Genomic DNA, 22,135 nt, shown 5'->3' with positions numbered 1-22,135 from the left:
GACATAGGCTGACAAAACCACCATGGTTCAGCAACCAGAATTCGACACATGGCTTTTGATACCTCCGGCTGGCAGCACAAGCTGCGACGCCTCGCCCACCCCCTGCAACCGCTGATCGACTCCGTACAACTCTGGCTGCAGGCCGACGGTCTGCGCATGAGTGCCGCCATGTCGTTTTACGGCATGCTGAGCCTGGCTCCGCTGTTGCTGGCCGTCGTGGGGCTGCTGGGCTGGTGGCTGGATCGCAGCTATGTGGAAAGCACCTTGATCAGCCAGATACAGAGCGTGGTCGGGGAACGTGCGGCACAGGTCGTCAAGAGCGCTCTGGCCAGCGCCCAGAATGCCAATCAGGGCTCGCTCGCGTCCGTGCTCGGTCTGGTGATGATGCTCTCGGGCGCCACGGGCGTGTTTGTGGAGCTGCAGGCTTCGCTGGACAAGCTCTGGTCCATGGGCGAAGAGTCTCGCCCGCAGGAAAACAAGCCCTGGTGGAGCATGGCCATCTCCCGTCTCTGGGGTTTGAGCTATGTCGTGGGCCTGGGCTTTTTGCTGCTGGTGTCCATGGTGCTTTCAACCGCCATCCAGATGATCACCAAATGGGCCAATGACGAGCTGCAGCTTGTGCCGCTGGGCCCGTTGATGGGGCTGATCAACGAGGGCCTGTCCTTTAGCATCGCGGTGCTGCTGTTCTGGGGTCTGATGCGCATGGGTAGCAGCATCAAACCCGTCACCAAATACCTGCTGCTGGGCTCGCTGACGGGAGCAGCCCTGTTCACCATCGGAAAACAGGCCCTGGCCTGGTACCTGTCCACCGCCGCCGTGGTCTCGGCCTATGGCGCAGCCGGCTCGCTGGTGGTGGTGCTGATGTGGTTTTATTTCACCTCGGCCATCCTGCTGTTCTCGGCCGCCACGGCCAAGGCCTGCAGCAAGTCCAAGCTCAAGCTGCGCATGCCTTTCACCTCACCCAAGCTGTCCAGCCCTCGCCTTATGGATCTGGAGCGACTGCCAAAGAACGCGGGGGAGGGCATATAAGTTGGTCAAGAGCGCTTTCTGGATAAGCACTGGCAGCCATTAGTAGATGCACAGATTAGTTAGCAAAAGCCAATGACCCATCAACAGGAGGAGCAATGGGCTGCGTATCGTGCAAGGAGTCCAGTGGCACCATGTGGCTCCAGTTAAACACTTGAATCGGCGCACTGCTACTGGGATTTCGCAGATTTTTTGCGGAGTTGATCCAAGGACTTGAGACACCCAGCCAATTTCCGAACAAATGTAAGAAATCAAATCCACTCAAAGGAACTTCAACCTTTTTCGCTTGCTTCTGCTTGGACGAAATGAAGAACAAAGGAGTGTCATAGGCCTCTCTGACTTGAGGCTGCACATAAATATTCTTTGTCGGCAGGTGAAAACTATCCATCAGCTTTTCTGTTTCGCTCATCGGAGAGACGCGTAAGGAATGATCACTCACATAGAGGACTTCATAGTCTTCGGAGTAATTGGCCAGCAACTCGGTTAGAGCTTGCATGAACAGATCAAGCTTCTGCAAACTGGTCAGATAACAGTCAATATGACGACCATGACCTGCACGCAATTTCACAGGCATGTCAGGTACGCGTGAACAGGCATGCGGGTGCGAACCCAGCATGTGGAGAAAGACCATAGAGTCTTGTGGCAACGCTTTTGGCTGCTCAAGTTTGTCGCGCAAGTAATTCAGCAAAGCGAAATCATCTTTCGCCGGCTCAATGACAGGCATTTTGTCCAGAAATCGGTGCTGGTCCGCCTGATGAGCCATTCGCGCCACGTTGGAATCATTCGGTCCCATGCTTCGCTGATTCGAAACCCAAAGTGTTGAATAGCCTGCTGCTTTAGCCAGCGCCACCACGTTGCGGTTCAGATCAAACTCACCATCGGACGAGCGGGAATGAGTCAGGGTCCGGCTCAAACTGGTCACCGTATTGGGTGCAGGCGAGTAGTAATGAGTAAATGCCGTCACCTTAGGCGAAGCCGCAAGAAAAGGCGTCGTAGCCCAAGGGCTTCCCATTAGCGACAAATATCGCTTGCTGACACTTTCCCCCACCACCAGAACCTTCAAGCTGCGGTTGTGCTTGATTTCCTGAATTTCCCAATCCACAGATTTCAGAATTTCTCCGACCACCGGCTTTTCTTTGATATATTTTTTATAGGCTACGCCGCAGTGGTACGTGAACAATCCAAAAACATTGACTATCAGAAGAAAAATCCAGAGGCTTTTCTTGAAAACCAGCGATTTATCGTACGATTTTTCGAGCAACACAAATCGATGCACAAAAAGCAAAATAATCGTTAGAACCGAGAGCAGGCAATCTCTCCAATTAAGGTTGGCGAGGAACTCCAGGCTTTCACTGGCATTCGTCTCCAAAGCCGATGCCACCAGACTCATGTTCGGTGCGCCGTAATCGATACCAACACCCAAAGCCATAAACAAAGCAAAGCACAGAGCTATGAAAAAGACTGCTGTGCATTCCCACCTTCTGCGTAAGCTGTAAAAAAACAAGGCTCCGGTCGACAGCATAAAAAATACGCTTCTTGCGACGTCTCCCGCATCTTCGAGGTGCCCGTATCCAAGACCATAAACCAGCAAGCATGCTATAGCCGCCGAAATAAATATTTTTGTTGATTGAAGCATTAAAAATAAAAAAGCCTGCGCATCCGCAGGCTTGCATTAGTCGCGTTACAGACTGTTATTTTTCCACAAATGCGCGTTCGATGACGAAGTCGCCTGGTGTGGTGGTATTGCCTTCCTTGAAACCGCGCTTTTCCAGCAGTTCCTTGAGTTCGGACAGCATGGCGGGGCTGCCGCACAGCATGACGCGATCAGTCTCGGGATTCAGATCGGGCAGACCCAGATTCTGCGGGAAGGTGCCGTTGTTGATCTGTGCCGAGATACGGCCCTGATTGCGGAAGGGCTCGCGCGTCACCGTGGGGTAGTAATGCAGCTTGCCCTTGACGATATCGCCGAGGAATTCATGTTCGGGCAATTCCTTCTCGAACAGCTCCTGATAGGCCAGCTCCTGCACCTGACGCACGCCATGCACCACGACCACGTTGTCGAAACGCTCATAGGTCTCGGGGTCGCGCGCCACGGCCAGCCAGGGAGCCAGGCCGGTGCCCGTGCCGATCAGATACAGATTCTTGCCGGGCAGCAGATAGTCGATCAGCAGCGTGCCTGTGGGCTTCTTGCCCACGATGATGGTGTCACCCACCTGGATGTTCTGCAGCTTGGAGGTCAGAGGGCCTTCGGGTACCTTGATGGACAGGAACTCCAGATGCTCTTCGTAGTTGGGGCTGGCGATGGAGTAGGCGCGCAGCAGGTTCTTGCCATCCACCTTCAGGCCGATCATGGTGAAGTGACCGTTGGAAAAGCGCAGCGATGTGTCGCGGGTGGTGGTGAAGGAGAAAAGACGGTCGGTCCAGTGGTGGACGGACAGCACGCGTTCTTCAAGAAAAGCACTCATGATTCGTCTGAAATAAAAACTCGAAGCAGAAAACCTGCGCGGCAAATGCTGGGCGGTGGCGGGGCACTGCAGGTCAGGGCTGCTAGCGCGTTGGCTGCCGGTTGCCAAGCGGGACAAGACCTATATTGTCCGGCAATTGCACAGAAACGGGTGAATCACACATGAATGTCTTGAGATCGAATAGTGATAAGCAGAATGAAGCGCTCAGATACCGCCCGATCGCCGAAAAACTGTCTCACCCATCTTGACGCAGGGAAAACGCTGCTCTAGGATCATTTCCCACGCGCTTTGAACAAGCGCTTTATTTGTCTATATAAATGCTCAAATTGAGCATTAGTGATTGCGGCGACCCAGTACCTCAGACCATGGTCGCCCACCTAGCACCGAGGAGAATGACAATGCAGCTGCGCTGGTCCCTGCCCCTGCTGACACTGGCCGCCTTGCCCGCCTGGGCACAGGGCGTGATCAAGATTGGCGAAATCAACAGCTACAAGGCTCAACCCGCGTTTCTGGAGCCCTACAAGAAGGGCATGGAACTGGCGGTGGAGCAGGTCAATGCCGCAGGCGGCATTGCCGGCAAGAAGCTGCAGCTCATCGTGCGCGACGACAACGCCACGCCGGGCGATGCCGTGCGTGCCGCCGAAGAGCTCTACACGCGCGAAAAAATCGATGTGCTCACGGGCAGTTTTCTCTCGCATGTGGGCCTGGCACTGACCGATTACGCCAAGCAGAAAAAGCGCTTTTTCCTCGCCTCCGAACCCCTGACCGACAAGATCGTCTGGGCCGACGGCAATCACTACACCTACCGTCTGCGCGGCTCCACCTATATGCAGACCGCCATGCTGGTGGAGGAAGCGCTCAAGCTCAAGAAGAAGCGATGGGCCATCGTCTACCCCAACTACGAATACGGTCAGTCTGCGATTGCCACCTTCAAGACGCTGATGAAGGCCAGGCAGCCCGATATCGAGTTTGTGGCCGAGCAGGCACCTGCGCTGGGCAAGATCGATGCCGGCTCCGTCGTGCAGGCGCTCGCTGATGCCAAGCCCGATGCCATCTTCAACGTGCTGTTCGCCACCGACCTGGGCAAGTTCGTGCGCGAAGGCAATACACGCGGCCTGTTCAAGGGCCGCGAAGTCGTGGGCCTGCTGACGGCCGAGCCCGAATACCTGGACCCGCTCAAGAGGGAAGCGCCTATCGGCTGGACCGTGACCGGCTACCCCTGGTATTCCATCAACACCCCCGAACACGCAGCCTTCCTCAAGGCCTATCAGGCCAGGTTCAAGGACTACCCACGCCTGGGCACCATCGTGGGCTACAACGCCATCCAGTCGATTGCTGCGGGCCTGCGCAAGACCAAGGGCGACCCCGACACCGAGAAACTGATTGCGGCCTTCAAGGGCCTGGAAGTCGCCACGCCTTTCGGCCCCATCACCTACCGCGCCCAGGACAACCAGTCCACCATGGGTGCCTATATCGGCAAGACCGCCTATGACGAGAAACTGGGGCGCGGCGTACTGGTCAACTACCACTACGCCGACGGCAAGAACTATCAACCCACGGACGAGGAAGTGAAGAAGCTGCGCCCAGCGACAGCGAACTGATTTCGCTTCAGCGAAAATACCAGGCCACCTGCACTGCCGCAGGTGGCTTTTTCATCTCCGCAAACACTATGTCGAGCTTCAGGAGCTACGCAGCATGAGTGCATCCGGCCTGCTGGCCCAGTTGCTCAACGGTCTGGCCAGCGCATCGTCGTTATTCCTGGTCTCCGTCGGGCTGTCGCTGATCTTTGGTGTCACGCGCACCATCAACTTTGCCCATGGCTCGTTCTATATGCTGGGCGCCTTCATGGCGTACAGCAGCGTGGATCTGCTTTCGCCCCATATCGGCTTCTGGCCTGCCTTGCTGCTCGCGCCGCTGGCCTGCGGCCTGCTGGGTGCACTGACGGAGATGCTGCTGCTGCGCCGCATCTACAAGGCACCCGAGCTGTTCCAGCTGCTGGCCACGTTTGCGCTGGTACTGGTCATCAAGGATGCGACGCTGTGGCTGTGGGGCCCCGAAGAACTGTTCGGCCCGCGCGCGGCGGGGCTGGAAGGCTCGGTCGAAATTCTGGGCCGCCAGTTCCCCACTTACGATCTGTTTTTGATCGCTGTAGGCCCTTGCGTGCTTGTGGGCCTGACGCTTTTATTGACCCAAACCCGCTTCGGCACGCTGGTGCGCGCGGCCACACAGGACCGTGAGATGGTGGGAGCTTTGGGCGTCAACCAGGCCTGGCTGTTCACCGCCGTGTTTGCCCTGGGCACGCTGCTGGCAGGTCTGGGCGGTGCGCTGCAGCTGCCGCGCGAACCTGCCAGCCTGGAAATGGACATGCTGACCATTGGCGCCGCGTTTGTGGTGGTCGTCGTCGGCGGCATGGGCAGCATACCCGGCGCCTTTGTTGCGGCACTGCTGGTGGCCGAGCTCAAGGCCGTTTGCATCTGGCTGGGCGCGCAGGAGATTGCGGGCTTGGAGATCTCGTTCTCCAAGCTCACGCTGGTGGTGGAGTTCCTGGTCATGGCCGTGGTGCTGGTCTGGCGCCCCTGGGGCCTGCTGGGCAAGCCCCAGGCGCTGGCACGCAGCGCTGGCGAGCCCGAACAGCCGCTGCGCGCTGCGGGCAGAGGTGCATCTTCGGCATGGGCGGCCTTGCTGGCCATGCTGGTGCTGTTTCCGCTGGTCGCCGGAGAGTCCGGCAGCTACGCCTCCGTGCTGCTGACCGATATCTTTGTCGCCGCCTTGTTTGCCGCCAGCCTGCATTTCATCCTCGGACCCGGTGGCATGCACTCCTTCGGTCATGCGGCCTACTTTGGCCTCGGTGCCTACGGCGCGGCCCTGCTGGTGCGTACGCTGGATCTGCCCATGGAAGCCGCGCTGCTGCTCGGTCCTCTGGCCGCCGCTGCGGGCGCCCTTCTCTATGGCTGGTTCTGCGTGCGGCTGTCGGGTGTCTATCTGACCATGCTGACGCTGGCGTTTGCGCAGATCAGCTGGGCCATCGTCTTTCAGTGGGATGACTTCACGGGCGGCAGCAACGGCCTGACTGGCGTCTGGCCCCCCGAATGGGCATCGCAGGGCCCGGCGTTCTACTGGCTGGCTCTGGGCCTCTGCGCGCTGGGCATATACCTGCTGCGCCGTCTGCTGTTTTCTCCTCTGGGTTATGCGCTGCGCGCCTCGCGCGACTCGGCGCTGCGTGCCGATGCCATCGGTATCGATGTGCGCCGCGTGCAGTGGACGGCGTTCGTGATCGCCGGGCTGTTCGCCGGCCTGGCCGGGGCGCTGTTTGCCTTCAGCAAGGGCGGCGTTGCGCCTGACGCGATGTCGGTCACCCAATCGGTCGATGCGCTGGTCATGGTGCTGCTGGGCGGCGTGCAGACGCTGGCCGGCCCCCTGGTCGGCGCAGCAGCCTTCACCTGGCTGCACGACACCGTGGCACGCAACACCGAATACTGGCGCGCGTTGATGGGAGCGACCATGCTGATTCTGGTGCTGCTGGCCCCCCAGGGCATTGCCGGGTACGCGCAGATGCTGTGGGCCAGGCTCGCTCCTAAGCAAGCAGCGGGAGGCCGCGCATGAGCCTGCTGCAAGTAAAGAACATCAGCAAGGCCTTCGGCGGTGTGCAGGCCGTGCAGAACGTCTCGTTCAGCCTGCAGGCCGGCGAGCTGCTGGCCTTGATCGGTCCCAACGGCGCGGGCAAGAGCACCACCTTCAACATGGTGGGTGGGCAGTTACCGCCCGACAGCGGCCAGGTGCTGCTGAACGGCCAGGCCATCACCGGCCTGCCGCCGCGCGCCATCTGGCGCAAGGGCGTGGGACGCACTTTCCAGATTGCACAGACTTTTGCCTCGCTCAGCGTGACGGAAAACGTGCAGATGGCGCTGCTGTCGGCCGATCGCAAAATCTTCAGTTGGTGGCCGCGTGCCGCCAGCCACCGCCGTGCCGACGCCCTGGCCCTGCTGGAGCAGGTGGGCATGCAGGCCCAGGCCGATCGCCCCTGCAGCGCCCTGGCCTATGGCGATGTGAAACGAGTGGAGCTGGCCATGGCGCTGGCCCATGAGCCGCTGCTGCTGCTCATGGACGAACCCACGGCCGGCATGGCCCCAGGCGAGCGTGTGGCCCTGATGCAGCTGACGCGCCAGCTTGCGCAGCAGCGCCGCATGGGCGTGCTGTTTACCGAGCACAGCATGGATGTGGTTTTCGGACAGGCCGACAGTGTGGCCGTGCTGGTGCGCGGCCAGTTGCTGGCCGAAGGTACGCCGCAGGCCATTCGCGACGACGCGCGCGTGCAGCAGGCCTACCTCGGCACCGGCCTCGTTCTTGAAAAACAGCAATGAATCAAATGCATAGCAACCAGCTCTTGATGGATAAGGGCAAGAGCCCAAAATTGCTTGAAATCCAGAACCTCAATGCCTGGTATGGCGCAGCCCATATCCTGCATGAGGTATCGCTGGCCGTGGGACGCGGCGAGGTCGTGGCACTGATGGGGCGCAATGGAGCGGGCAAGTCCACCACGCTCAAGAGCATTGCCGCCCTGGTGCCGCGCCGCGAAGGCAGTATTCGCTTCATGGGAGAGGCGATAGAGAAAAAAGCCTCGCACCAGATCGCACAGCGCGGCCTGGGCTATGTGCCCGAGGACCGCCGCATCTTCACCGAACTGACGGTGCTGGAAAACCTGGAGGTCGGCAAGCAAAAACCACGCCGCTGGCCCGATGGACAGGCCGTGCCGCACTGGACGCCCGAAAAACTGTTTGCGCTTTTCCCCAACCTGGGCGAGATGCCCGAGCGACTTGGCGGACGCATGAGCGGTGGCGAGCAACAGATGCTGAGCGTGGCCCGCACGCTGATGGGCCAGCCCTGCCTGGTGCTGCTGGACGAGCCCTCCGAGGGGGTTGCTCCACTGATCGTCGAGCAGATGGCGCGCACGATTCTGGAGCTGAAGGCACAGGGCATTGGCATCTTGCTCAGCGAGCAGAACCTGCCGTTTGCCGAGGTCGTGGCCGACCGGGCCTATGTGCTGGAAAAAGGCCAGATCGTGCACGCAGCCAGCATGGCCGAACTGGCTGGCGACAAGGCCGTGCGCCAGCAATATCTGGGCGTTTGACAGCCAAGGTTCAGCGCGTCGACAGCAAGGGCGTCAGCGCGCGCAGCCGGCTGGAGCGCGACAGGCTGCTCGGCAGCAGATAACGGCCGCCCAGAATCGGCAGTTCCACCTCGGTAAATACCACCTCGAGATCCGCACCGCTTTGCAACCAGGCCCGCCAGACCAAGGTGGTGCAGTAGATGCCCTGGCCCGAGCCCAGCAACTGAAACGGCTGGCCCTGCTGGGCCATGGCCCAGGCCACGGCCCGCTCACGCGCCCCAGGGTCTGCCGTGACCTGGTACAGGCGATAGGCGTGGGCGCGCCGAACGTCCAGAAAGAAGTCCAGCGAATCCAGCACCACGGCATCGGGCTGACCCTCACGTTCGGAGGGCGTGGCATGCAGCACCTGCCACTGGCCGGGCCGTCCGACCAACATGCCCACATGGCTGAAGTCACCACCGTCCACGGCTTGCACCAGTTGGCTGACGTTCTCCGTACCCCGGCGAAAGATCAGATCGCCGGGCGCAGCCTGCGGCGGCAACGGCGGCATGGCAAAAGCCAGGCCCTCACAGCAGGCACACACTGCGATACCAGCGGCCGTTGCCAGCCGCGCAAGCATCACAGCCGCACTTTCCAGACACCTTCTTCCTGGACCAGATTGATGCGCTCGCGGCGGGTGCTGCCATCGCGATAGCTGACCAGCACCCTGAGCTTGAGGACCTGCTCCTCCTCGGACATTTTTCTTTCCACCACCTCCACCTTGGCCAGGCCGCCCTTGGAGTCGATCATTCCCTTGGCACCTGCCAGCAGGCGGCGCAGCTTGTACTCAAAACTCGCCAGCTGCTCACTGGAAATATTGCGTGCCGAGACCAGGGCAATGCAGGCGTCGAAATCACCGGCCGCAACCAGCGCGTAAAAGCGCTCGATCAGCTCATCCTGACTTTGTTCGGGGGTGATCGTGGCACAGGCCGACAGGCCCAGAGCCAGAGACAGCGAGAAGAAAAGATGCAGACAGCAACGGCGGGAAAATGAGACAGAAGCAGACACGGACCGGGCAAAGCAAAAACAAGGAAGGCCGCAGTGTAGTCGCCACAGCGGCCCTGCTCCTGGGTGCTGTCAGTGCACCGGCTTATTCGACCACCACCGGGCTGAACTCCGGTGGCGCGCCGAAGTAGGCGCGCGGTGACGGCGGCTGCGCGCCATCGATGTCCTGCACGCCATACTGGCTGGCCAGTTCGGCCGTATAGAACACGCCCCCGGAGCGCTTTTCCAGGCAGTCGGCATCGGCATGCAAGGCCAGCACCACCCGGCCTATGAATTGCGGCGTTTCGGCGCTGTCGAAGCTGTCGCCGTACTTGTCGGGTTCGACCGCGCAGACGCGTTCGGAGCGTTCGGTCCTGACCAGGCCGGGCCAGAGCGAAACCACGCTTACGCCGGCAGGCTTGAAATCGTGGGCCATGTCGAAGCTCATCTTGTCCGAGCCGGCCTTTCCCGCGCCATACGCCGGCCCATGCATGTAGCAGCGGCTGCCGGCTGACGAGATATTGACCACCAGGCCGCGCGCCACGATCAGCAGGCCGGCCGCGCAATGGCTGGCCACGTAGGTGGAGCGCAGACCCACATCGAGCAGCCCGGTCATCTCCAGCGGCTTTTGCCAAAACGGGCCAGGCACGGTCAGGGGATCGGGAATCGCAATCGCACAGTTAACCAGAATGTCGAGCCGGCCATGCTCGCGGCGCACGCGCTCGAACAGTGCAGCCACCTGGGCATCATCGCCATGGTCACAGGCCACGGCAATGCCGTGGCCGCCGGCAGCCGTCACATCGGCAGCCGTCCTGCCCACCGTGCCGGGCAGCGGCGAGTCGCCCTCCTTCACGCTGCGCCCCGTCACATAGACGGTTGCCCCCGACGCACCCAGCGCCAGCGCCACCCCCCGGCCCACGCCACGGCTGGCCCCCGTCACCACACATACCAAAGCCTGGTTCATGCCGTTCCCCTGTTTCATGAAGCAGCCTGAATCTGAACCAGACGGCGGAGCCCGGCAACGTCCGATAAGACTAGGTGGTGCGCTGCATGCGCTGCTGGGCCCAGGCGTGGCGGGCCAGTGTCTGCTGCGCCAAATGGAGCACGGGCGCATCCACCATGCGGCCGTCCAGAACGCAGACCCCGCCGCCTGCCTCGGCCAGTGTCTGACGCAGGCGCTGCGCGTGGGCCACGGCGGCGGGGTCGGGGTCGAAAACGGCATGCAGCGGCTGCACCTGGGCCGGATGGATGCACAGCTTGCCGCCAAAGCCCATGCGCCGCGCGCGTGCCGCGTCCCGGGCCAGCCGCTCGGGGTTGCGCGTGTCCACCGTCACGCCGTCCACGGCCGCGCCAAGGCCGGCGCGGCGCGAGGCCAGGACCAGGGCCATGCGCATGGGCAGCAGCTCCTCTTCGTCCTGGCCGCAGGCCATGCCCGCATCGACCTGGAAGTCCAGATGGCCGAAGGCCAGCCGCACCACCTGGGGCGCGGCGGCCAGAGCATCGGCCACGTCCAGTCCGGCCACGCTCTCGATGAGGGGCAGCAAGGCCGCCTGCGCCCCCGCAGCCTGCGCCACTGCATGCAGGGTCTGGGCACGCTCGGCCTTGGAGACCACGGCACCGGCCACGCCCTGCTCCACCAGTTGCGCCAGCGCGCGCAGGTCCTCGGTATGCCAGGGCGAGCCTTCGGCGTTGATGCGCACCAGCAGGCGTGCGCGGGCCGGGCCTTCCAGCGCTTCCACGGCCTGTGCCAGCGCCTGGCGCGCGCCCTCCTTGTCGGCCGGGGCCACGGCGTCCTCCCAGTCGGCGATGACCATGTCGGCACCGCTGTCCAGGGCCTTTCCCAGGCGCTCAGGGCGCGTGGCGGGGACGAAGAGAAAGGAGGTGGCCTGTCGCGCCAGATCGTGCATGCGTATGTCCTTGCGGGATTGCTTATTCGGCCGAGACGCCGGCCGCCTTGATGACCTTGTCCCAGCGCGCGACCTCGGCCTGCAGGTGGGTGCGCAGGCCTTCGGGCGTGGCCTTCTCAGGCGAAACCAGGTCGGAGCTGAGCTCGGCGATGCGCTTTTTGACGTTCTCGTCCTTGATGGCCACGTTCAGCGCCTTGTTGATGGCCATGACCACGTCCCTGGGTGTGCCCTTGGGCGCATACATGCCGTGCCAGACCTTGACGTCGAAGCCTTTGAGGCCCTGCTCGTCCAGCGTGGGAATGTTGGGCAGGGACGACAGACGCTGAGGCGTGGTCACGCCGAAGACCTTGGCGCGCTGGCCGTCCTTGATCACGGGCACGGTCTGCGTGGTCTGGTCGCACAGCAGATCGACCTGCCCGCCCATGAGGTCGTTCATGGCGGGACCGGCCCCCTTGTAGGGCACGGTGGTGAGCTTGACGCCCGCCTGGTGCATGAACAGCATGCCGCACAGCTGGGAGACGGCGCCAATGCCGGCATTGGCCAGCGAGACCTTCTCCTGGTTCTTCTTCACGTAGTCCAGCAGCTCTGCAAAGTTGTTGGCCGGAAAGTCCTTGCGCGACAGCAGCGTCATGGGCACGTCCAGCACCTGGCCGATGTACTCGAAGTCCTTGAGCGGGTCATAGGGCAGCTTCTTGTACAGCGCGGGCGCCGTGGCCATGCCCATGTGGTGGATGAGGATGGTGTAGCCGTCCGCCTTGGCCTTGGCCACGCGGTTGGGCGCAATGGTGCCGCCCGCGCCCACGGTGTTTTCCACCAGCACGCTTTGGCCCAGCACCTGTCCCATGGGAATGGCCAGCAGGCGCGCCACCACATCGGTGGGGCCACCAGCGCTGTAGGGCACGACGAGGACGACGGGCTTCTCGGGCCAGGCCGCGGCCAGGGCTCCGGTGCTCGACCCTCCGGCGGCAAGGGCGCAGGCGGCGGTCGCTGCGTGAACAAGGCGGCGGCGGAAAGGGTTTGTGCTTTGCATGGTTTGTCTCCTGTGCACTTGGGTGGAAGCGGGAGGCGCTCTGTGACGGCACTTTTCCCGTGGGTCCGCCGGCCGGGGCCGGCGCGAAAACTCAGCCAAGCAGGCGCTGCACGCGCGGCCAGTGCGCGATCTGCCACAGCCGCGCTACAGCAGCCTGCGCGGGGTCGTCCTGCAGGGCTCCGCCATAGGCGATCAGGCGCAGCGCCTTGGCCGTGATCTCCTCGCGCGACAGCGTGTTGCCGGGGTCACCCTTGGGTTCGTCGACACGGCCCTTGAGCAAACGGCCATCCGTGGTCTGCACGCTGACCTTGCCTATCCAGCGCCGGGGATAGGCTGCGTCGACTTCGGCATCAAGCTCCATGCTCACCTTGTCGCGCAGCCCCACGGTTTCCTGTGCCAGATAGTCTCGATCGAACTCCGTCAGCCCCGCATGGCCGTGACGCGCCGCCAGCGCCAGCACCGTGCCCATGGAGAACTTGCTCTGGTGCACGGTGCTCGGCCTGACCACGGGGCCCAGCACATCGATGGCGCCCTGGTGCACATGGCAGGTGACCTGCGCCAGGTCGGCGGGCGCGAGGTCGTGCTGCTGCATGACCTGCAGCAGCGCATCGGCCGCAGGGTGGGTGTGACGGCAGGAGGCATGCCATTTGAACGATGTCTCGGCCGTGGCCCAGCGTGTGCCGATGCCATCCGTGAGGCGCGTGGGATCGGCGTCCGTGGACATGCCTGCCGCCAGGCCCTGCGGCCCGGTGAAGATGTCCTGCGCGCCCGTGAAGCCGTCCCGGGCCAGGTAGGCCGACATCAGGCCCGCAGCGGCCGCATGCGCGGTGTGCAGCTGCTTGCTGTCGGCGCCTGTGCGCAGGAATTCCCACAGCCCTGCCGACTGCGTTCCGGCCGAGCCAAAGGCATGCTGCATCTGCGCGGGCGTGAGGCCCAGCAGCCGGCCCACGGCGGCGGCTGCCGCCAGCGTGCCTGCCGTGGCCGTGGTGTGGAAGATGCGGTAGTGGCTGCGGCCCAGAAACTCACCCACGCGGATGCCGACCTCATAGCCGGCCACACAGGCGGCCATGAGCTCGACGCCGCTGGCACCAATGCTCTGGGCCACGGCCAGCGCGGGCGGGAAGACCACGGCGGCGGGATGGAAGACCGAGCCGTTGTGCACATCGTCCTGCTCTGCCACATGCGAGGCCGCGGCATTGGCCAGTGCCGCCATCATGGGCGAGCTGGTGTCGGCACGGCCCAGGATCTCGCAGGGCCCCTGCGCCGGTCCCTGGGACAGCGCAAAGCGCGTGATGCTCTGCACGGGGCGCGCGCCCTGGCCTGCCATAACCGAACCGAACCAGTCCACCCAAAGATCTTCGGTGCGCCGCCGCACCTCCTGCGGAATGTCCTCCCAGCACAGCGTGGCCGCGAACCGGGCCAGCGGATGAATGCTCACTTGGGTCTCGTTCTTCATGGAATCACTCCCGCGCATACGGTGCGCACAGCTTTCACAGAGTTGCTTCTTCGGCATACAGAGCACGGATGCGCTCGGCCGACCAGCCCAGCTCGGCCAGGATGACCTCGCTGTGCTCGCCTACGGCGGGCACCGCCTCCATGCGGTAGTCAAAGGCACTGTTGACGCCAGGCGGCAGCAGGGCCTGCACCGGCCCGGCCGGACTGTCCACACTGCACCAGCGCTGACGCGCGGCCAGTTGCGGATGGGCCCACAGGCCCGCCATGTCGTTGACGCGGGCGTTGGCGATACCTGCCGCGTCCAGCCGCTGCACGACCTGGGCCGCATCCAGCGCGTTGAACACATCCTGGATCAGCGCTCGCAGCTCCTCGCGGTTGGCGTTGCGGCGCGCGTTGCTGTCAAAGCGCGCATCGCCGGCCAGCGCTGGCTGCAGCAGCACCTGATCGCAGAAGGTCTTCCACTCGCGCTCGTTCTGCAGGCCCAGCATCACCGTGCCGCCATCACCCACGTCCTTGCCCGCCTCGAAGGGGCCATAGGGGTAGATGCTGGCATGCGATGCACCCGTGCGCGGCGGCGGCGGCGCGCCGTCCCAGGCGTAGTACATGGGGTAACCCATCCACTCGCCCAGCGCCTCCAGCATGGACACGTCGATGTGACTGCCCTCGCCCGTGCGCCCGCGCAGCAGCAGGGCCGACAGGATGTTGGTGTACGCATACATGCCGGCCGCGATGTCGGCCACCGAGATGCCCGCCTTGGAGGGCACATCGGGCGTGCCCGTGACCGAGAGAAACCCCGCCTCGCTCTGGATCAGCAGGTCGTAGGCCTTCTTGTCTCGGTAGGGGCCTTCTGCGCCGTAGCCGCTGATGTCGCAGACGATGAGTTGGGGGTTGTGGGCCTTCAGCACCTCCCAGGACAGTCCCATGCGCGCGGCCGCGCCCGGTGCCAGGTTCTGCACCAGCACATCGACGCCTTCGAGCAGCTGCATCAGCGCCTCCAGTGCGTCGGGCCGCTTGAGATCGAGCGCCAGGCTTTGCTTGCTGCGGTTGATCCAGGTGAAGTGCGAGGACTGGCCGTTCACACGCTGGTCATAGCCGCGCGCAAAGTCGCCCGCACCGGGGCGCTCCACCTTGATCACGCGCGCGCCCAGATCGGCGAGCTGGCGCGTGCAAAACGGTGCGGCCACCGCATGTTCCAGCGAGACGACGGTGATGCCGTCCAGGGGTCGAAGACTATGCTTTTTCATCTTGAAAATCCATTGCACTTTGGCGCCGCCTGTGCAACTGGCGCGGCCCAAGGCCAGGGACACCGAGGAAGGGCCGCCCCGCCCCGAGGGTGTCGTCCCCCTTTGGGGGAAGGCGCGTAGCGACTCAGGGGGTACTTCATGTCAAAACGAACGGGGCAGCCCGAGGATGTGCTCGGCCACATAGGAATAGATCAGATTGGTGGAGATCGGCGCCACCTGATAAAGGCGGGTCTCGCGGAACTTGCGCTCCACGTCGTACTCGCAGGCAAAGCCGAAGCCTCCGTGGAACTGGATGCAGGCATTGGCCGCCTCCCAGCTGGCCTTGGCGGCAAGATACTTGGCCATATTGGCCTGGGCGCCCATGGCCTGGTTCGCGTCGAACAGTTCGCAGGCCTTCCAGCGCATCAGATTGGCGGCCTCGACCTCAATGAAAGCATCGGCGATCGGGAACTGCACGCCCTGGTTCTGGCCGATGGGGCGGCCGAACACGTTGCGGTCGCGCACATAGTTGGTCACGCGGTCCAGGAACCAGTAGCCGTCGCCAATGCACTCGGCCGCAATCAGCGTGCGCTCGGCGTTCAGGCCGTCGAGGATGTACTTGAAGCCCTTGCCTTCCTCGCCGATCAGGTTCTCCTCGGGGATTTCCAGGTTCTCGAAGAACAGCTCGTTGGTCTCGTGGTTGACCATGTTGGGGATGGGGCGCACGGTCAGGCCGCTCTTCTGTGCCTCGGCCAGGTCCACCATGAAGATGGACATGCCCTCGCTCTTTTTCTTCACCTCGGCCAGCGGCGTGGTGCGCGCCAGCAGGATCATGAAGTCGCTGTGCTGGATGCGGCTGATCCAGACCTTCTGGCCATTGATCACATAGCGCCCGTCCTTCTTCACGGCGCTGGTCTTGATCTTGGTGGTGTCCGTGCCCGTGGTGGGCTCCGTGACCCCCATGGACTGCAGCCGCCATTCGCCCGAGGCGATGCGCGGCAGGTATTTCTCCTTCTGCGCCTGCGAGCCATGGCGCAGCAGCGTGCCCATGTTGTACATCTGGCCGTGGCAGGCGCCCGAGTTGCCGCCGCAGCGGTTGATCTCCTCCATGATCACGCTGGCCTCGGTCAGGCCCAGGCCGCTGCCGCCGTACTCCTGCGGAATCAGCGCGGCCAGCCAGCCTGCGTGCGTGAGCGCGTTGACGAAGGCTTCGGGGTAGGTGCGCTGCTCGTCGATCTTGCGGAAATACTCGTCGGGAAACTCGGCGCACAGCGCACGGATGGCGTCGCGGATCTCGTGGTGGTTATTGGAGCTGGTGTGTTCAATCATTTCAAGCCTTTTGGCGACAAACGCTTGTCCAGCAAGCGCTCTCAGCGATGGGTTTCAGTCTTCAAGCCACGGTGGCCGTGGCCTGCATGGTCAGAAGCCCTTCATGGTCCTGCGCCCACAGGTCGATGGTCCTGCCGTCCTCGTGCAGCTTGCCGTGCACGCTGAAAGGGTGAAGGTCGAAGGTCGGCCGCAAGGCCTTGAAGTCGAACGCGACCACCCTGGCGTCCTGCAGCTGGCGGCGCAGCAGATCGAGCAGCAGCGTGGCGATCAGCGGACCATGCACGATCAGACCCGGGTAGCCCTCGACCTGGGTCACATACTGGCGGTCGTAGTGGATGCGGTGGCCGTTGAAGGTCAGGGCCGAGTAGCGGAACAGCAGCACGTCGTCGGGAACGATGGTGCGAGACCAGGTTTGCTGGCCGTCCAGCGGTGGCTTCTGCGGCGTGGGCGCGGGATCGCCGGGCTTGAGCGGCGACGGGCCGCCCCTAGCCGCGAGGGCCCCCTCGGGGGGCAGCGAGGACACGCCAGTGCCGAGCGTGGGGGGCCGTTCAGCCGCGCGGTAGACGATGTCATGCTCCTCGACCAACGCCAAACCGTCCTGGTTCGAGAAACGATGCTCCACCAGCACGAACAGCAGCTCGCCCGAGCGTCCTGTCTTGTGCTGCACGCTGCGGATGGTGGAGACGCGCTGCACCTGCTGCCCCACGCGCAGCGGATTCCCCGCTTCCCAGCGCAGCCGTCCGCCGGCCCACATGCGGCGCGGCAGCGGCACTGGCGGCAGAAAGCCGCCGCGCCTCGCATGCCCGTCGGGACCGATCTCGCTCTGGCGCGCATGCGGCAGGAAATATAGCCAGTGCCACAGCGCAGGCACGGCTGAGCCGTCTTCTGGCACGGGGTCGTCACGGTCCAGCGTTGCCGAGAGGGCACGCAGCGGGGCGGCGGTGATGATGTCGAGCGCGGCTTCGCTTTTGCTCTGCCAAGCCTGAAGCTGTGCCAGCTTGGCGTCATCGATGATTGCAGGTTGCGGTTCTGTCATGGCTGCCATGGTCGAGGCAGCGCCGCCGGCAGGCAATCCGCGTTTTTGAAAGCATGTCTTCAGCGCTGCCTAAGGGCGTGACAACCCGTGGTGCGCAACAGCGACTTTCACGCTGACGAAGTCCGCCCTCGGGATTGGCAAATGGCGTCCGCACCGGTTTGCCGGCATGCTGGGCTCATCTCTCACGACAACAGCAAAGGACGACAAGCCATGGACCAGAAGATGATGCAAGACAAGGTCGTAGTGGTGACCGGCGCCGGAGGCGGCATCGGTCGAGACATCGCCTTGGCCATGGCGGCGTCGGGAGCCAGAGTGGTGGTCAACGACATCGGCACGTCCACCACTGGCGAAGGCACCGACGCCGGTCCGGCGCAGAAAGTGGTCGACGAGATCAAGGCCGCAGGCGGCCAGGCCGTTGCCAGTACCGACAGCGTCTCTGAAGCGGCCAGTGCCAGTCGCATTGTGCAATGCGCGGTGGACAGCTTCGGCCGCATCGATGGTGTCGTCAACAACGCCGGCATTCTGCGCGACCGCTTCTTTCACAAGATGAGCCTGGAGGAGTGGGACGCCGTCATCAAGGTTCACCTCTACGGCAGCTACTTCATGAGCCGCGCCGCCGCCAACCACTTCAAGGAACAGGAAAGCGGCGCCCTGGTCCACATGACTTCCACCTCCGGCCTGATCGGCAACCTGGGCCAGGCGAACTACAGCGCTGCCAAGCTGGGCCTGACCGCCCTGTCCAAATCCATTGCGTTGGACATGGCCAAGTTCAATGTGCGCTCCAACTGCATCGCGCCCTTTGCCTGGAGCCGCATGATCGGCTCCATTCCCACCGATACCCCCGAGCAGCAGGCGCGTGTGGCCAAGATCCAGCAGATGACGCCCAACAAGATCGCGCCGCTGGCGGTCTATCTGCTGTCCGACCAGGCCAGAGACGTGAACGCCCAGGTCTTTGCCGTGCGCAACAACGAGCTGTTTCTGATGAGCCAGCCACGTCCGCTGCGCTCGGTGCATCGCGGCGAAGGCTGGACACCCGAGTTCATTGCCGAGCACGGCATGCCCGCACTCAAGGCCTCGTTTGTACCCATGGATCGCTCGGCCGACGTGTTTAGCTGGGATCCTGTTTGAACGACACCCCCTGAGGCGCTACGCGCCTTCCCCCTCTCTACTCGCTTCGCGAGGGAGGGGGGCGACACCCTCGGTGCGGGGCGGCCCTTCCTCGGTGTCCCTGAGTCCGGCCGCGCCAGTTGCGAGGGTTGAAGCGCGCCAGCGCAATCAAACACTGAGAGGAACCGTGATGGCCATCAGCTATCAGCACCTGAAACAGCGCCCCTTCGAGCCCGTGCGCCAGCACTATGGCGAGCGCGACACCATGCTCTATGCATTGAGCCTGGGCCTGGGCAGCGATCCGCTGTCGGACGCGGCCCTGCCCTTTTTCTACGAAGGGGCGCCGGGCGGGCTGCGCGCCCTGCCCTCGCAGGCCGTGGTGCTGGGCTACCCGGGCTTCTGGGCGCGCGAGGCCGATACCGGCATCGACTGGGTGAAGCTGCTGCATGGCGAGCAGCGCATGCGGCTGCACCACCCCCTGCCGGCCAGCGCCGACGTGGTGGGCCACAACCGCATCACGCACCTGACGGACAAGGGCGAAGGCAAGGGCGCCATCATGGTCACCGAGCGGCGCCTGGAGACCGCCGCGGGCGAGCTGCTGGCCACCGTGCAGCAGGTCAGCTTTCTGCGCGGCGACGGCGGCTACAGCCTGCTGGACGGCGGCCAGCCCAGCGACGCGCCCCTGGCGCCGCTGCGCCCCACGCCGGAGGACCGCGCGCCCGACTTCACCGACACCCAGGCCATACGCCCCGAGGCCGCGCTGCTGTACCGCCTGATGGGCGACTACAACCCGCTGCATGCCGACCCGGCCGTGGCACGCAAGGCCGGCTTCGAGCGGCCCATTCTGCATGGCCTGGCCAGCTATGGCCTGGTGGCCCATGCCGTGCTGCGCCAATGCGGCGACCGCAATCCCGCGCGCCTGAAGGCGCTGGATGTGCGCTTCACCTCGCCCGTCTATCCCGGCGAAACCCTGGTCACCGAGATCTGGCACACGCCCGACCAGCCCTGCCAGCTGCAGTTGCGCGCCCGCGTGCTCGAACGCGACAAGGTCGTGCTGAGCCACGGCTACGCCGAACTCGCTTGAATGGATCACCCCCTGAGTCGCTGCGCGCCTTCCCCCGTGTGCACGGCGCCCTCTCTCGCTTCGCGGGAGGGAGACGATACCCTCGCTGCGGGGCGGCCCTTGCTCGGTGTCCCTGGCTTGGGACATGCCGATTTGGACGCCTCGTCAAAGGTGCGCGCAGGAGCAAGCAAGACATTCCAGCTTTTTCGATCTCAAAGAATCCAACCTCGGCACCATGACTACAACACCTGAAACCTCCCCCGTATTGACCTCCGTCCAGGACGGCATAGGCACGATCACGCTGAACCGCCCCGAGGCCCGCAACGCGCTCAACCAGGCCATGCGCCCGGCCCTGGCCGCCGCCGTGGCGCAGATGCGTGACGACGCGCAGGTGCACACAGTCATCCTCACGGGCGCGGGCGGCGCCTTCTGCTCGGGCGGCGACATCAGCCAGATGATGGATGCCAGACAGGCCGGCCTGCCCTGGCGCCAGCGCATGCGCAGCCTGCACCAGTGGTTTCCCGAGCTGGTCAACCTCGAAAAGCCTGTGATCGCCGCCGTGGACGGCCCAGCCTTCGGCGCGGGCCTGAGCCTGGCGCTGGCCGCCGACTTCGTGCTGTGCACGCGGCGCGCAAAGTTCTGCGCCGTGTTCGGCCGCATCGGCCTGGTGCCTGACCTGGGCGCCATGCACATGCTGCCGCGCATCGTGGGCCTGCAAAAGGCCAAGGAGCTGGTCTTCACCGCGCGCACCGTGCAGGCCGAGGAAGCCAGGTCGCTGGGCATGGTCTACGAGATCGTGGAAGACGGCGAGGCCCTGCAGGCCGCCGCCGTGGCGCTGGCCCGGCGCTTCGGCGAGGCGTCCACAGCCGCCATCGGCATGGCCAAGACAGCCATGAACCAGGCCTTCGAGCTGGACGCACGCGCCATGGCCGAGCTGGAAGCCTATGCCCAGACGATGTGCCGTGGCTCCGACTACCACCAGGAGGCGGTACAGCGCTTCAAGGACAAGCAGCCCACGCGCTTCGACTGGGACCGCGCGCCATGAGCGTGCTGCCGCCGGACGCCCTGCAAGAAAGGCTGCAGGCCCTGATCCGCCCCGGCGACACGCTGTGGTGGGGCCAGGCCACGGCCGAGCCGCTGACGCTCACGCGCGCCGTGGTCGCGCAGCGCCAGGCACTGGCGCGGCACGGTGGCCAGGGCCGGCTGCGCGTCTTCGTGGGCATGGGCGCATCGGACACGCTGCAACCGGCGCATGCCGACGCCATCGACTTCTTCGGCTATGCGGCCGGCGGCCCCCACCGCGCACTGGCCCAGGCGGGCGTGCTGGACATCCTGCCCAGCCACTACTCCCACCTGCCCGGCCTGATCGACGATGGCCTGCTGCCTGCCGACGTGGTGCTGCTGCAGCTGTCCCCGCCCGACGCACAGGGCCGCTACAGCCTGGGCCTGGTGCATGAATACCTGCCGGCCGCCATACGCAAGGCACGCGTGCTGATCGGCGAGGTCAACCCCGCCATTCCCTGGACGCACGGCAGCCTGCACCTGCAGGCCGGCGACTTCGCGCTGCTGGTCGATGCCGAACACCCTCCGCTGGACCAGGCGCGCAGCGCATCCGGCCCTGCCGAACAGGCCATTGCCGGCCATGTGGCAGCCCTTATCGAAGACGGCGCCACGCTGCAGGTGGGCGTGGGCAACCTGCCCGAGGCCGTGCTCGCCGCCCTGCACGGCCACCGCGACCTGGGCCTGCACAGCGGCGCCGTGGGCGACGGCATTGCCGCCCTGGCCGAAGCCGGCGTGCTGACCCACGCACGCAAGAGCCAGGACCGCGGCGTGGGCATTGGCGGCATCCTCATGGGGGGCGAATCGCTCAGGCGCTGGGCACACCGCAACCCCGCCCTGCAACTGCGCGAGACGCGCTACACGCACGCCCCCGAGGTGCTGGCCGCAAGCCACCGGCTGGCCGCCATCAATTCGGCGGTGGAGGTGGACATCACGGGCCAGATCAACTCCGAAGTGGCGGGCGGCGTCTACGTGGGCGCCGTGGGAGGCGCCGTGGACTTTCTGCGCGGCGCGGCACGCAGCCGCGGCGGCCTGCCCATCATCGCCCTGCCCGCCACGGCCAGGGGTGCGACCCGCATCGTCGCGCGGCTGTCCGGCCCCGTCAGCACGCCGCGCAGCGATGCCGGCCTCATCGTCACCGAACACGGCGTGGCCGACCTGCGCGGCCAGACGCTGTCGCGCCGTGTGAAACGGCTGATCGACATCGCCGCACCGGAGCACCGCGCCGACCTGGAACAACAGGCACATACCTTGCTGCGCCAATGCGGCGCAGCCTTTTCCTGATCCATTGATTCCCAAGGAGAC

The 22,135-nt window shown here is 64.3% G+C and carries 20 protein-coding genes; 9 read left to right on the top strand and 11 right to left on the bottom strand.

Annotation, left to right across the window (positions count from 1 at the left end):
- The first annotated feature begins 48 nt into the window (after nt 1–48).
- The gene (locus QYQ99_RS12130; RefSeq protein WP_302092868.1) at nt 49–1,029 is read left to right on the top strand and encodes a YihY/virulence factor BrkB family protein; all 981 of its coding nucleotides are present in this window, start codon (nt 49–51) and stop codon (nt 1,027–1,029) included.
- Between the two features lie 55 nt (nt 1,030–1,084).
- On the opposite strand, the gene QYQ99_RS12125 is transcribed toward QYQ99_RS12130, so the two are convergent.
- Together QYQ99_RS12125 and QYQ99_RS12120 are read right to left on the bottom strand one after the other, a co-directional pair.
- Nucleotides 1,085–2,662, bottom strand: coding sequence for a phosphoethanolamine transferase (locus QYQ99_RS12125; RefSeq protein ID WP_302092867.1), 1,578 nt, complete (start codon nt 2,660–2,662; stop codon nt 1,085–1,087).
- Nucleotides 2,663–2,717: 55 nt separating this feature from the next.
- Nucleotides 2,718–3,491 carry a ferredoxin--NADP reductase gene (locus tag QYQ99_RS12120; RefSeq protein ID WP_003059561.1) on the bottom strand — a complete coding sequence of 258 codons (774 nt, stop codon included), beginning with the start codon at nt 3,489–3,491 and terminating at the stop codon, nt 2,718–2,720.
- 398 nt (nt 3,492–3,889) lie between these two features.
- Between QYQ99_RS12120 and QYQ99_RS12115 the strand changes: the two genes are divergently transcribed.
- From QYQ99_RS12115 to QYQ99_RS12100, 4 genes are all read left to right on the top strand, one after another.
- On the top strand, nt 3,890–5,092 hold the full coding sequence (locus QYQ99_RS12115; RefSeq protein ID WP_302092866.1) for an ABC transporter substrate-binding protein: 1,203 nt from the start codon (nt 3,890–3,892) through the stop codon (nt 5,090–5,092).
- Between the two features lie 94 nt (nt 5,093–5,186).
- The gene (locus QYQ99_RS12110; protein ID WP_302092865.1) at nt 5,187–7,094 is read left to right on the top strand and encodes an ABC transporter permease; all 1,908 of its coding nucleotides are present in this window, start codon (nt 5,187–5,189) and stop codon (nt 7,092–7,094) included.
- On the top strand, nt 7,091–7,852 hold the full coding sequence (locus tag QYQ99_RS12105; protein ID WP_302092864.1) for an ABC transporter ATP-binding protein: 762 nt from the start codon (nt 7,091–7,093) through the stop codon (nt 7,850–7,852). Before QYQ99_RS12110 ends, QYQ99_RS12105 begins: the two co-directional genes overlap by 4 nt.
- On the top strand, nt 7,849–8,619 hold the full coding sequence (locus tag QYQ99_RS12100) for an ABC transporter ATP-binding protein (RefSeq protein ID WP_302092863.1): 771 nt from the start codon (nt 7,849–7,851) through the stop codon (nt 8,617–8,619). Before QYQ99_RS12105 ends, QYQ99_RS12100 begins: the two co-directional genes overlap by 4 nt.
- A gap of 10 nt (nt 8,620–8,629) precedes the next feature.
- Here QYQ99_RS12100 and QYQ99_RS12095 read toward each other — a convergent pair whose 3' ends face one another.
- From QYQ99_RS12095 to QYQ99_RS12055, 9 genes are all read right to left on the bottom strand, one after another.
- Complete coding sequence (locus QYQ99_RS12095) at nt 8,630–9,148, bottom strand: YiiX/YebB-like N1pC/P60 family cysteine hydrolase (protein ID WP_302092862.1); 519 nt, start codon at nt 9,146–9,148, stop codon at nt 8,630–8,632.
- Nucleotides 9,149–9,216: 68 nt separating this feature from the next.
- On the bottom strand, nt 9,217–9,645 hold the full coding sequence (locus QYQ99_RS12090) for a DUF4878 domain-containing protein (RefSeq protein WP_302092861.1): 429 nt from the start codon (nt 9,643–9,645) through the stop codon (nt 9,217–9,219).
- Nucleotides 9,646–9,727: 82 nt separating this feature from the next.
- Nucleotides 9,728–10,585, bottom strand: coding sequence for an SDR family NAD(P)-dependent oxidoreductase (locus tag QYQ99_RS12085; RefSeq protein ID WP_302093161.1), 858 nt, complete (start codon nt 10,583–10,585; stop codon nt 9,728–9,730).
- Nucleotides 10,586–10,655: 70 nt separating this feature from the next.
- The gene (locus QYQ99_RS12080; RefSeq protein WP_302092860.1) at nt 10,656–11,528 is read right to left on the bottom strand and encodes an HpcH/HpaI aldolase/citrate lyase family protein; all 873 of its coding nucleotides are present in this window, start codon (nt 11,526–11,528) and stop codon (nt 10,656–10,658) included.
- Between the two features lie 22 nt (nt 11,529–11,550).
- The gene (locus QYQ99_RS12075) at nt 11,551–12,558 is read right to left on the bottom strand and encodes a tripartite tricarboxylate transporter substrate-binding protein (RefSeq protein WP_302092859.1); all 1,008 of its coding nucleotides are present in this window, start codon (nt 12,556–12,558) and stop codon (nt 11,551–11,553) included.
- Between the two features lie 91 nt (nt 12,559–12,649).
- Nucleotides 12,650–14,014 carry an MmgE/PrpD family protein gene (locus tag QYQ99_RS12070; RefSeq protein WP_302092858.1) on the bottom strand — a complete coding sequence of 455 codons (1,365 nt, stop codon included), beginning with the start codon at nt 14,012–14,014 and terminating at the stop codon, nt 12,650–12,652.
- 34 nt (nt 14,015–14,048) lie between these two features.
- Nucleotides 14,049–15,257 (bottom strand): CaiB/BaiF CoA transferase family protein, encoded by a 1,209-nt coding sequence (locus QYQ99_RS12065; RefSeq protein ID WP_302092857.1) that lies wholly within the window; start codon nt 15,255–15,257, stop codon nt 14,049–14,051.
- A 141-nt stretch (nt 15,258–15,398) separates the two neighbouring features.
- Entirely contained in the window at nt 15,399–16,565 is a 1,167-nt protein-coding gene (locus tag QYQ99_RS12060) for an acyl-CoA dehydrogenase family protein (RefSeq protein WP_302092856.1), read from the bottom strand.
- Between the two features lie 61 nt (nt 16,566–16,626).
- Nucleotides 16,627–17,610 (bottom strand): FAS1-like dehydratase domain-containing protein, encoded by a 984-nt coding sequence (locus QYQ99_RS12055; protein WP_302092855.1) that lies wholly within the window; start codon nt 17,608–17,610, stop codon nt 16,627–16,629.
- A gap of 201 nt (nt 17,611–17,811) precedes the next feature.
- On the opposite strand from QYQ99_RS12055, the gene QYQ99_RS12050 reads away from it, so the two are divergent.
- The 4 genes from QYQ99_RS12050 to QYQ99_RS12035 all read left to right on the top strand — a co-directional run bounded on the left by QYQ99_RS12050 (nt 17,812) and on the right by QYQ99_RS12035 (nt 22,114).
- Nucleotides 17,812–18,729, top strand: a complete 918-nt coding sequence (locus QYQ99_RS12050) for an SDR family NAD(P)-dependent oxidoreductase (protein ID WP_302092854.1) — start codon at nt 17,812–17,814, stop codon at nt 18,727–18,729.
- 169 nt (nt 18,730–18,898) lie between these two features.
- Nucleotides 18,899–19,792: a MaoC family dehydratase gene (locus QYQ99_RS12045; RefSeq protein ID WP_302092853.1), complete on the top strand. Its 894-nt coding sequence runs from the start codon at nt 18,899–18,901 to the stop codon at nt 19,790–19,792.
- 214 nt (nt 19,793–20,006) lie between these two features.
- Nucleotides 20,007–20,816, top strand: a complete 810-nt coding sequence (locus tag QYQ99_RS12040; RefSeq protein WP_302092852.1) for an enoyl-CoA hydratase/isomerase family protein — start codon at nt 20,007–20,009, stop codon at nt 20,814–20,816.
- Nucleotides 20,813–22,114: an acetyl-CoA hydrolase/transferase family protein gene (locus QYQ99_RS12035; RefSeq protein ID WP_302092851.1), complete on the top strand. Its 1,302-nt coding sequence runs from the start codon at nt 20,813–20,815 to the stop codon at nt 22,112–22,114. Before QYQ99_RS12040 ends, QYQ99_RS12035 begins: the two co-directional genes overlap by 4 nt.
- The last annotated feature ends 21 nt before the right edge of the window (nt 22,115–22,135 follow it).

The organism is Comamonas testosteroni, assembly GCF_030505195.1.
In the GTDB taxonomy this organism is placed as follows: domain Bacteria; phylum Pseudomonadota; class Gammaproteobacteria; order Burkholderiales; family Burkholderiaceae_C; genus Comamonas; species Comamonas testosteroni_G.
This window is presented reverse-complemented; position numbering and strand designations above follow the sequence as displayed.